An 8587-nucleotide genomic window follows, 5' to 3' on the forward strand; every position below is an offset into this window, starting at 1 on the left:
TGCCGAAGCCTTCCTTGAAGTCGCCGCCCTCCATGGTGACCCACTTCCCCGGCTCCTTCCCGTAGCGGACGCTGACCTGGCCGCGTTGGTGGGGTGTGTCGATCTCGTCGTAGCTGTCGACGAAGCTCCGGCCGATGGCGACGTCCTGCCGCCCGTCGCCGTCGAAGTCGCCGAAGACGACGTTCTCGCCCTCCGGCAGCCGCTCGGGCTCCTTGCTCAGGCCGCCGGCGGTTCGGGCGCCGCCGGTGAACAGCAGGGGCGGATCCCAGGGGGAGTCGTAGAGCGCGAGATCGGCGGCGCGGTCGTCGTTCGCGTCGCCGGCGACCAGCATGGGTGAGGCGGCCTCGTGGACGGGGCTGGGGATCTCCACGGTCCGGGTGGGAGTGCCGGAGCGCTTGAACGGTCCCTTGAGGACGACCAGTTCCTGATCCTTGTTCGAGAACCTGAAGGCCGCGAGGTCGGTGTGGCCGTCCCCGTCGAAGTCGCCGGCGATCGGCGCGGTGTCATATCCGCTGCCCGGCAGGGGGACGCGCCCGTGCGGTCCGTCGGCCTGCGGGCCCTTGGGGCCTCCCCACAGGACCTGGGCGGCGCCGCTGACGATGAGGTCGGCGTGGCCGTCCTCATCCAGGTCGGCGACCGTGGGCTGCCACGGGTCGTCGCCCGTCTGGACGTCGTCCGGCAGACCGAGGTCTTCGTGGGTGAGGACGGTCGTGCGGTCGTGGTCCGGACCGTGCTCGGAGCCGGGCACGACGGTCACGTCGAAGTTCTCCGCCGTGTCGGAGACCTCGTGCACCAGATCGGCGAAGCCGTCCCCGTCGAGGTCGGGGGCCGCGGGCGTGTCCTCGCGCGCCGAATCGGCCGGTCGACAGGGGCTGTTGGGCACCGAGCGCGCGCCGTCGGACGGGAGAAGGACGAGGAACGCCACCACGGCCACCACTAGGAGGGAGGCCGGTACGGCGTGCCACATGCGCAGGTGGCGGAAGAACGGACCGCCTGCTGTCGGAAAGTGCATCAGCCCACTTCACGGGCGTGGATGCGGCAAGCACAAGGAAGTGGATCACTTTGTTACGGGGGTGATGCGCTCCTTTGAGGGGCTGTTCGGTGGGCCGGAGCGCAAGAGTGCCGGAGGTGCGCCCTCCTGGGACCCCTGGCCAGGCCCTCACGCACGCCGGTGGTGCAGAGCCGTCGAAAGACCTGCCCACGTGGGTCTCCGCTAGCCGGCGTCCGGTACACACGCGGTGATCGGACCGCCCACGCCGTTGCACCACCTCTGTCCGGGACACTGTCCGGACGAGGTCCTGACCTGCCCGGACAGTCGGCGATTGTCCGGGACAGCCGGTTGCCGTTGCTGCGGCCTGCCGACGGCCAGCAGTCTGCGTCGTGCCTGGTCGGCCGAACCGTCGCCACTGCTGCGAAGATCGGTCCTCGCCGGGTCCCGATCACAACGGAAGGGACAAACCGATGCGTGCTCGTACCATGCTCACGGGGGGCTTCTTCGCGGCCTGTCTCGCCCTGAGCGCAACAGCCGCGCCTGCTTCTGCTGCCGACGGATGGCAGCGCACGACGGACGTGGCGGACAGCACCTACAACAACAACAGGGCCAAGACGTGTGCCCTGGCCAACCCGTGGGGCATCGACCGGACCAAGGGCTGCTTCCAGCGCTATGGTGAGTGGATCTGGCTGCAGGACCTGTCGAGCAACAACGAACCGGTTGGGCTGCAGTGGTGGTACACCCATGGGAGCTCCGCGCGTTCCGGAGTGGCCTATTGGGACGGCAGCGCGAACGCCGGGTGGACGAATCTGAACAAGAGCTTCACCGATGGTGGAGAATTTCGCTTCCGCGTCTGCGAGGTAAACCTGTCGACCGGGCGGGTGGTCGAGGCGACCTGCAGTGACGAAAAGAAGGTCACCACCTGACCCGCCGGGTGGGCGCCACGTGATGTAGCCGATCAAGCAAGCGGAACACCCAGGTCGCGCTCCTGATCACCGTTGCGATGGCCCTGACCCCGCTGTTCTGGATGCACATCCAGCCCTACGGCGAGGTCCGACTGAACATGGGCAGCCGTCTCCAACTCGCGGTCCCCGCCCTCACCGACCCCGAGCCGGCCGCCGCCTGAACGCGAGCGCATGCCATGCGGCCCCTTCGCTGCATCGACGGCGAGGGGGCTCCGTCCCGGGCATTGACCAGCTTGGGATCGGGTCGGAGCAGCGCCTGGACGGGGCGGCATGGGGCGGCCCCATGGCCACTTCGCACGTGCTCGAGGCCGCCGACGTTCCATTCCTGGTGCGGTAGCAGCCGTCATCTGCCGCATCCACCCTGCGCGACACCCTCCACCTCACGGTGGGGGGCCGGGCGCAGGCAGGCGTTCGGCGTGCGCATCCTGCCGCAGCCCAGAATGTAGCTCGCCCGGCTGCGTGCGCTGCCCGGATCAGGGGTCCAGCGGGTCGACCCGGAACGGGATCGGATCCGGCCGGAGCACGTCGACCACCGCGCACAGGGGATGGGCGGCCATGTCTGCGACCAGCACGGCATTGACGAGTGCGGTACCGCTGGCCGCGGTGCGGTCGCGTGTGTGGTCGGCGAGGAAGGGGAGCGCGCAGAGCAGCTGGTAGACGACTTCACCCGGCTCGGCGAACTGAAGGTCCACTTCGCCTCCGGTCAAGCGCGAGGAGCGGGCAAAGAGGGTCAGCCCGAGGCCACCCGCGCCGGCGATAGCGCAGAGCGTCTCGGGACGGCTTCGTCGGTGGCTCGGTCACGGCGTGTGGGCCAGATGGGCTGCGGGGCACCGCGAGCAGCAGCAATCCGGCGCCCGGGGCCCCGGGGTTGGGCACGGCAATGGCGTCGTACGGGACGGGCGGGCGGTGTTGTTCGCGACGACCTGCCGAATGTGCCGTATGTGGTGGTCGTCCAGTCGAGGGCCTCGCTCTCGGCGGCTTCGGCTTCCCGACCAGTTCAGCGATGCTGCTGTAGTCGATGTCGTCGAGCCGCCCGCCCAGCAGGCTCTCGAGCCTGCGCAGTCGCGTCACCATGCCCAGACCTACTGCTGGCTCGCACAGAGACTCGAGCGGCGTGGGTCCGTTGGACAGGCTCTAGTGAAGTCTCCGCTGCTCCAGCCATGTGAAGACCTCGCTCCTCTTGTAAAGCACCTTCGCGTTCCTTCCGCGTCCGAGCGTGTAGCGGTGCAGGCCTAGCTTTGGGGCTTCTCTGTACACCCAGCTGATGGACATGTTGAGCATCTCAGCAACCTCAGAGCAGCCCATGAGTACGGGCTCAGACTGTCTGCCGCCCGGTAGTCGGGGTGGGTCTCGCTCGGCACCGACGCGGTCAGTGCCTTCGGGGGCCCCAAGTCGATTTGATTACCCGTCAGTAAAATCAGCAAGCGGTCAGCGTGAGTCCTGAGGCGCCCTGTGGAAGCTGCCCGAACATGCGACTCGCTGTGGAGTGAGGGATCCAGAGTCCGACTCGCTCAAGCCCAGTTCAAGGCTCTGATGGAGAGTGCCGGAGCGCGACGAGACGCCTCATGCTCGCTTCAGATCGCTCCCGTTCGCACCCCTGCCCACTCCACTGCACATTCCTTTGGAAAATGCCAAAGCGTTCACCTGCGCCGAGCACACACCGTAGTGTCGTGCTCACGTTCGCGGGAACGGCCGTGCAGGGGAGGGGGATTCGGCGTGCCCGGAATTGACGAGAGTCTGTTGGAAGCCATGCGGTTGCCCGGCGCGCGAGGGGCATCGGTGGTCGACTGGATCAGTGGTCTCGCCCTGGGCGCCGTAGGTGACGCACCGGGTGGTGACCTGGAGGCGGCGGCGGCTGAGACAGCCGAACTCGCCCGCCTCGCCACAGAGAGCGGCCTCCTCGCGCCGGCCGGCGGCGACGTGGGAGAGGTGTCCGGAAAAGAACCACCCGTACAGGATTTGATCATCACGAACGCCGACTCGTACCACCTGCTCAGGTTCGTCAGCACGACGTTCGACAGCACCGTGTTCGTGCACTTATGGCTCGACCGCAGTGACGGCAACCTGGCTCTGGCCCGCATCCGGCTGGCCGAGATGGCGGACAGACTGGTGCTCGGATGATCACGCCGACCCGCGCCTCACGCACGGACGAACCGGCCTCGGCCCTGCTCGGCACCCTTGCCGCGCAGGGCGCGAGCGGCGCCCTGTCCACCGAGTCGGGCATCGTCTACCTGGCCTCGGGGCACGTCGTCCATGTCGAATCCGCCGTCACGCCCGACCTCGGCGATCTGCTCACCCACAGCGGTGCGCTCGCCCCGGACGGCTGGTGGGCCGCGATCGACAAGGCAGGCCGCCGCTGCAAGGTCGGTCGGCAACTGGTCGACAGCGGCCACCTCGCCGCCGGCGCGCTGGAACTGTGTCACCTGGGCGCCCTGTTCGACGCGGCGTACTTCGTCCTCGCCCACGACGGACCGGCGCTCCGCTTCCGCCCCGGAGTCACGCACTGGCTCGGCGCGGTCCGCTCCGTACCGGTGGACTCCGTCCTGCGCGAGTCGAGACGCCGCCGCGAACTGCTGCACCGGATATGGCCCGAACCCTGCGTCGACCTCGTCCCGCTCGCCCGGGTGCCCGACGCCGCCCCCTCGGACCTGCCGGCCCGCCGCGGCCGCACCCTCGCCCAGGTCGACGGCGTCCGCACCGCGGCCCAGATAGCCACGGTCCTCGCCTGCCGCACTTTCCACACGCTCGTCGAACTCCGCCGCCTGGCCGCCGCCGGGATGGTCGTTCCCGTAGGCACAGCCACAGCCCCAGCCCCAGCCCCAGCCACGGCCACAGCCACAGTCCCCGCCCCAGCCCCCGCGTCCGCCGAGCCAGGCCCTGCCCCTCGTCCGGTGGCACCGGACGAGCCCGACACCGCACTGCTGCGACGGCTCCTGCACGCCTTGGAGGCACTGTGATCCGCGCGCGAAGACAGCGTGCCGAAAGGAGAATGCTCATGGCCGTCGAGACCGACGTCTTGGACGAACTGCGTCGGCTCCGCACCCGCATACCCCGGCTGACGGGCTCCCTCGCGGCCACCGTCGACGGACTCGTCCTCGCCCACGACGTGCCGGAGGCCGAGCCGGAGGGACTCGCGGCCCTCACCGCCGCCGCCCTCGGCGTCGCGTACCGCATGACCGACGCAGCCGGCCGCGGCGACTTCCGCGAACTGCTGGTACGCGGCTCCCGAGGCTACGTCGCGACCTACGCGGCGGGAGCCACCGCCGTCCTCACCCTCCTCGCCGAGGACCGCGTCAACGTCGGCCGCCTCCACCTGGAGGGGCGGCGCAGCGGCGCCCGGATCGCGGACCTGGTGGCCACGCGCGTCGGCCCGGGCACCGGCCGCCACGCCGACCGGCCCGCGCCCGCCGAGCATCTCGCCGCGGCGCCCCCGGCCACGGCCCGCCCCATCGGCACCCTCCCGGTCCGCACACCGCAGCGGCCCAACCATCAGCCACGCCCGCAGACCGGCATCTGAGCCACCCGAACCACCCGAACCTTCCGACCGACCCACCGAAGCAGAAGCAAACGGAACGAAAGGAACCGAGCGCATGGCCAACACCGAGACCGCGCTGAAGGAATGTCTGAGCTCCATCGAGGGGGCTACGGCCGCTGCCCTGGTCGACTACACCAGCGGCATGGCCCTCGGCACCCTCGGCGGCACCAAGGACTTCAACCTGGAAATCGCCGCCGCCGGCAACACCGACGTCGTACGGGCCAAGCTGCGGACCATGGAGCATCTGGGACTGAAGGAGGATATCGAGGACATCCTGATCACTCTGAACTCCCAGTACCACCTCATCCGCCTGATCAAGGGGCGCGGTGGCAGCGGGCTGTTCCTCTACCTCGTGCTCGACGGGAGCAGGTCCAACCTGGCGATGGCCCGCCACCAGCTCCGGCGTATCGAAGCCGACCTGGAGGTCTGAGCCCGCACCACCCTGAACCGGCACCACGGGAGCCCTCCGGACGCGACACGGTGCGGAGGGCCCCAGCCTGCGGTAGGCCGCGACTACTGTTGAGGCCATGACGGCACCGCTGGATGTGCTGGTGGTGGGCGCGGGCCCGACCGGACTCGCGCTCGCGACGCAACTGCGCGCGTACGACACCTCGTTCCGGATCGTGGACCGCTCGCTGGACCGTGCCCGGGAGTCACGCGCGCCGGCCGTCCAGCCTCGGACCCTGGAAATGCTGGCCGGATTCGGCGTGACGGACGACCTGGTCGACCGGGGCAGTACGGCGGTCCGGCTGCACCTGCATCTGCCCCGACGGGAGCTGCAGGTGCCGGTGTTCGACGTCGGCTGCGAGGACACCCCGTACCCTTTCCTGCTCTTCCTCCCGCAGTCGGAGACCGAAGCCGTCCTGACGGCCCGGCTGGCCGCCCGGGACGTGACCGTGGATCGGGGCACGGAACTGGTGAGGACCGAGCGGGAGGACGGGTACGTGAGCTGCCGGCTCCGATGCCCGGACGGCAGTCAGGAGACCGTGCGGGCCCGCTACGTCGTCGGCTGCGACGGGGCGCACAGCACCGTGCGCACCCAGGCGGGCATCGCCTTCGAGGGACACGCCTATCCGCAGACGTTCTTCCTGGCAGACCTCGAGGTCGAAGGGCTGGAGCCGGGTGCCGCGCACACGTACATGACCGCGGCCGGGATGCTGTTCTTCTTCCCGCTCGGTACACCGGCCACCTGGCGGATGATCGCGATGCGCCCGCCGGGTCCCCACGGGGGCGAGGTGACGTTGGACCTCCTGCAGCAGATCGCCGACGGCTGGACCACCGACTACACCAGCCACCGGCTGATCCTGCGCGATCCGGTCTGGATGACCGCCTTCCGCATCCACAACCGCGGCGCCACCCACTACCGCAATGGCCCGTTCTTCCTCGCCGGGGACGCGGCACACATCCACAGCCCGGCCGGGGGACAGGGCATGAACACCGGCATCCAGGACGCGCTCAACCTGGGCTGGAAGCTTGCCCACGTCTGCCGGGGCGCGTCGCCCGAGGAGTTGCTGGAGACGTACGAGGCGGAGCGGGCCCCCGTCGGCCACGGGGTGCGCCGCCTCACCGACCGCGCGTTCACCCTGGGTACGAGCAGCAACCCGGCCCTCCGGCTCGCCCGCACCCATCTCGCCCCGCGCCTGGCCCCGCTCGTGCTGCGTACGACTCGCCCCCGCGCACGACTGTTCCGCACGGTCTCCGAACTCGGCATCCATTACCGCCGCGGACCTGCCTCCACCAGCGGGCCGCACCGACCGCGACAGGGCCCGCAGGCGGGGGATCGGCTTCCCGATGTCCCACCCGGACTCCACAAGCGCACCGCCGCACCGGGCTACCACCTCCTGCTGAGCGGCCCTGCCCACCTCTGGCCATCGGATCTTCCGGAGCGTGGACGCCACGACCTGCTCAGCGTGCACCACCTCGGCACGGACAGCCCTTGGCCGGACGTCACCCACGCCCTTGTACGCCCCGATGGATACGTGGGTTACGTGGCGCGCGGCAATGACCTGACCGGTCTGCGCACCTACCTCGAGCGCTGGGTGCCGGGCCTGGCCCTCTAGGTCAGTGAAGACCCGCGAGCCACTCGATAAGGAGCCGATTGGTCTCGCCGGGCCGTTCCTGCTGCAGGAAGTGCCCGCAGCCGTCCAGGATGTGAGAAGCCGTCAGGCCCGGCAGCGTGGTCGGATACGCCTCGATCGCGTCGGCCAGCCAGGTCGTGGACGCGTCCAGGCTGCCGCCGATGAACAGGGACGGCTGCGTAACGGGGGCGCCGGCGAAGCCGGCCAGGTCCTCCCAGTCCCGGTCCATGTTCCGGTAGCGGTTCAGGGCGCCGGTCATCCCCGTACGTTCGAACTCCCCGGCGTACACGTCGAGGTCGGCCTCGTCCAGCCAGTGCGGTAGGAGGCCGACGGGGAAGCGGTCGCGCAGCTTTCCGCCCTGACCGACGAAGTGCGGGTCGGGGGCGTCGGCCTCGGGCATCGTGCCGGCGGACAGAGCGGCGTAGAAGCCCGCGAGCCAGCCGCGTACGTCCGGCTCGATCTCGGCCTCGGCCCGGCCGGGCTCCTGGAAGTAGGAGACGTAGAACTCCTCGTCGCCGCCCATCCGGGCGAAGACCTCGCCGGGCCTCGGGCCGCCGGGCGGGGTGTAGGGCACGCTCAGGAGCCCCACCGCGCGGAACACCTCGGGCCGGAGCAGCGCGGAGGTCGAGGCGATGCTCGCACCCCAGTCGTGCCCGATGACCACCGCGGAACGCTCGCCCAACGCCTCCACCACGGTGACGGTGTCCTCCACCAGCTCCCGCACCCGGTACGACTCCACCGTCGCGGGCCGGGACGAGCGTCCGTAGCCGCGGACGTCGACGGCCACCGCGCGGTAGCCGGCGGCGGCCAGCGCCGGGAGCTGGTGGCGCCACGCGTACCAGGATTCGGGGAACCCGTGCAGCAGCAGAACCAGCGGTCCCTCTCCCTGCTCCACGAGGTGCGTGCGGCCGGCCGGTGACGGCACCAGACGGTGGGTCGGGCCGATGGCGGACGTCTGCGGCATGGTTCCTCCCGGGGGACTCGGCTCCCCTGATCATGCTGCGCCCGGCGGGAAGAA

At 70.2% G+C, this 8587-nt stretch carries 10 protein-coding genes; 7 read left to right on the top strand and 3 right to left on the bottom strand.

From position 1 onward, the window contains the following. Positions 1–1012: FG-GAP repeat domain-containing protein (locus tag ACFTZL_RS36115; RefSeq protein WP_382591971.1), on the bottom strand; the 1012-nt coding region annotated here is incomplete at its 3' end. A 449-nt stretch (positions 1013–1461) separates the two neighbouring features. Here ACFTZL_RS36115 and ACFTZL_RS36120 point away from each other — a divergent pair. Both ACFTZL_RS36120 and ACFTZL_RS36125 read left to right on the top strand, forming a co-directional pair. Continuing rightward, positions 1462–1917 carry a hypothetical protein gene (locus tag ACFTZL_RS36120; protein WP_382591974.1) on the top strand — a complete coding sequence of 152 codons (456 nt, stop codon included), beginning with the start codon at positions 1462–1464 and terminating at the stop codon, positions 1915–1917. A 77-nt stretch (positions 1918–1994) separates the two neighbouring features. Next, positions 1995–2117: a hypothetical protein gene (locus ACFTZL_RS36125; RefSeq protein WP_382591977.1), complete on the top strand. Its 123-nt coding sequence runs from the start codon at positions 1995–1997 to the stop codon at positions 2115–2117. 312 nt (positions 2118–2429) lie between these two features. Here ACFTZL_RS36125 and ACFTZL_RS36130 read toward each other — a convergent pair whose 3' ends face one another. Next, positions 2430–2648 carry a hypothetical protein gene (locus ACFTZL_RS36130; RefSeq protein WP_382591980.1) on the bottom strand — a complete coding sequence of 73 codons (219 nt, stop codon included), beginning with the start codon at positions 2646–2648 and terminating at the stop codon, positions 2430–2432. Positions 2649–3672: 1024 nt separating this feature from the next. Here ACFTZL_RS36130 and ACFTZL_RS36135 point away from each other — a divergent pair. The 5 genes from ACFTZL_RS36135 (at position 3673) to ACFTZL_RS36155 (ending at position 7551) form a co-directional block, all read left to right on the top strand. Then, complete coding sequence (locus ACFTZL_RS36135; protein ID WP_382591983.1) at positions 3673–4077, top strand: hypothetical protein; 405 nt, start codon at positions 3673–3675, stop codon at positions 4075–4077. Then, positions 4074–4913 (top strand): hypothetical protein, encoded by an 840-nt coding sequence (locus ACFTZL_RS36140; protein ID WP_382591986.1) that lies wholly within the window; start codon positions 4074–4076, stop codon positions 4911–4913. Before ACFTZL_RS36135 ends, ACFTZL_RS36140 begins: the two co-directional genes overlap by 4 nt. A 38-nt stretch (positions 4914–4951) precedes the next feature. Next, positions 4952–5473, top strand: coding sequence for a roadblock/LC7 domain-containing protein (locus ACFTZL_RS36145; RefSeq protein WP_382591989.1), 522 nt, complete (start codon positions 4952–4954; stop codon positions 5471–5473). 73 nt (positions 5474–5546) lie between these two features. Continuing rightward, a complete protein-coding gene (locus ACFTZL_RS36150) occupies positions 5547–5921 on the top strand; it encodes a hypothetical protein (protein WP_382591992.1) in 375 nt (124 codons plus the stop codon). Positions 5922–6018: 97 nt separating this feature from the next. After that, a complete protein-coding gene (locus ACFTZL_RS36155; RefSeq protein ID WP_382591995.1) occupies positions 6019–7551 on the top strand; it encodes an FAD-dependent monooxygenase in 1533 nt (510 codons plus the stop codon). A 1-nt stretch (position 7552) separates the two neighbouring features. Here ACFTZL_RS36155 and ACFTZL_RS36160 read toward each other — a convergent pair whose 3' ends face one another. Next, positions 7553–8533, bottom strand: a complete 981-nt coding sequence (locus tag ACFTZL_RS36160) for an alpha/beta fold hydrolase (protein WP_382591998.1) — start codon at positions 8531–8533, stop codon at positions 7553–7555. Positions 8534–8587 lie beyond the last annotated feature (54 nt).

Origin of the sequence: Streptomyces sp. NPDC056948, from assembly GCF_042674225.1 — a bacterium.
Classification (GTDB): Bacteria; Actinomycetota; Actinomycetes; order Streptomycetales; family Streptomycetaceae; genus Streptomyces; species Streptomyces purpurascens.

Coding starts and splice junctions, on each gene's coding strand:
- ACFTZL_RS36120 (WP_382591974.1), top strand. CDS start 1,462: ATGCGTGCTCGTACCATGCTCACGGGGGGCTTCTTCGCGGCCTGTCTC.
- ACFTZL_RS36125 (WP_382591977.1), top strand. CDS start 1,995: ATGGCCCTGACCCCGCTGTTCTGGATGCACATCCAGCCCTACGGCGAG.
- ACFTZL_RS36140 (WP_382591986.1), top strand. CDS start 4,074: ATGATCACGCCGACCCGCGCCTCACGCACGGACGAACCGGCCTCGGCC.
- ACFTZL_RS36145 (WP_382591989.1), top strand. CDS start 4,952: ATGGCCGTCGAGACCGACGTCTTGGACGAACTGCGTCGGCTCCGCACC.
- ACFTZL_RS36150 (WP_382591992.1), top strand. CDS start 5,547: ATGGCCAACACCGAGACCGCGCTGAAGGAATGTCTGAGCTCCATCGAG.
- ACFTZL_RS36155 (WP_382591995.1), top strand. CDS start 6,019: ATGACGGCACCGCTGGATGTGCTGGTGGTGGGCGCGGGCCCGACCGGA.
- ACFTZL_RS36160 (WP_382591998.1), bottom strand. CDS start 8,533: ATGCCGCAGACGTCCGCCATCGGCCCGACCCACCGTCTGGTGCCGTCA.